Source organism: Streptomyces sp. NPDC051636, from assembly GCF_044453765.1.
Classification (GTDB): Bacteria; Actinomycetota; Actinomycetes; order Streptomycetales; family Streptomycetaceae; genus Streptomyces.
In genome coordinates, this window is sequence record NZ_JBITDA010000089.1 from 1 (window position 1) to 1,463 (window position 1,463).

General features: G+C 69.0%; 1 protein-coding gene. It reads left to right on the plus strand.

The features are described 5' to 3' along the window. Window positions 1-228 precede the first annotated feature (228 nt). On the plus strand, window positions 229-1,443 hold the full coding sequence (locus tag ACIBBH_RS42495; RefSeq protein WP_399414362.1) for an IS110 family transposase: 1,215 nt from the start codon (window positions 229-231) through the stop codon (window positions 1,441-1,443). Window positions 1,444-1,463: the final 20 nt, after the last annotated feature.

A 1,463-nucleotide genomic window follows, 5' to 3' on the forward strand; every position in this document is an offset into this window, starting at 1 on the left:
GGGCACTGACATTGATGCTGATACTCGGGTTCCGGTGGTCGTGACCCGGGCACTGACTGACGCCCTGCTGGGCTGTCTTCGCGTTGTTCTGTCCGGCGGCCGGGACCTGTTCTCATGGCTCCGGCCGGGCGGAACATGACCTGATAGGAGCTTGGCCAGAAGCCCCTTCAATGTCCTGTCTGCGCCACCCGGCCGGCGCCTACCTTCGGCTGGGAAGGCAGTATCAGCATGACATCACAGGGTGCGGCGGACACCGTGGACCAGGATGTGTTCGGCGGGGTCGACTCCCACACCGACACCGTCCACGTCGCTGTCATCAGCGACAACGGAGGCCACCTCACCGACGCGGAGTTCGCCACCACCGCCGCCGGATACGCGGCGGCCCTGGCCTTCCTGACCGCCCACGGGCGGGTGATCGCAATCGGTGTGGAAGGCACCTCGTCCTACGGGGCCGGCTTCACCCGAACCGCCCGCTCCCACGGGCACCAGGTCATCGAGGTCAATCGCCCCGACAAGGCCGAACGCCGCCGCACCGGCAAGTCCGACCCCATCGACGCCTACGCCGCCGCCCGCGCCGCCCTGTCCGGACGCGCCACCAGCTCCCCCAAGGACGACACGGTCGGTGGGATACGCGCCCTGCACAACACCGCCCGCTCGGCCGTCAAGGCCCGCACCGCCGCACTCAACCAGATCGGCCAGGTCCTCGTCACCGCTCCGGAGGCGATCCGCGCCAAGTACGGGCAGCTCAAGGGCACCGACCGCACCGAGGCCCTGGCCCGGCTGCGGCCGGCCGGCGACGCCCTGCACACCGCTGTCCTGACCTCACTGAAAAGCCTCGCCCGCCGCGTCAAGGAGCTCACCGCCGAGCACGAGGCGCTGACACGGGCCCTGGATGCCGAAGTCACCACACACAACCCGGGCCTGCGGGCCGCCTACGGTGTCGGCCCCGACACCGCCGCGCAGCTGCTGATCACCGCGGGCGGCAATCCCGAACGGATGCGAACCGAGGCGTCCTTCGCGGCTCTGTGCGGAGCCGCCCCGGTTCCCGCATCCAGCGGCCGAACCAACCGTCACCGCCTCTCCCGAGGCGGTGACCGGACCGCCAACTCCGCGCTCTACCGCATCGCCCTGGTCCGTATGTCCGGCGACGCCCGCACCCGCGCCTACGTCGCACGGCACGTCGCCGCCGGACGGACGAAGAAAGAGATCATCCGGATGTTGAAGCGGGCCATCGCCCGGGAGATGTTCCGCTGCCTCACCACCACGGTCAACATTCCAGGCACAGCCGACCTACGGCCTCTGCGGCAGGCCAAGAACATCACCCTCACCGCCGCCGCACAGCACTTCGGCGTCTGGCCCACCACGATCTCCAGACTCGAAAGAGGACTCAGCAGGGACGACGACCTCACTCACGCCTACCGCGACTGGCTTCAAGCCGCTTGACAGCAATAGGAGCATCAACG

Excerpts from the sequence above, each read along its gene's own strand:
- ACIBBH_RS42495 (WP_399414362.1), top strand. The coding sequence starts at position 229 with ATGACATCACAGGGTGCGGCGGACACCGTGGACCAGGATGTGTTCGGC.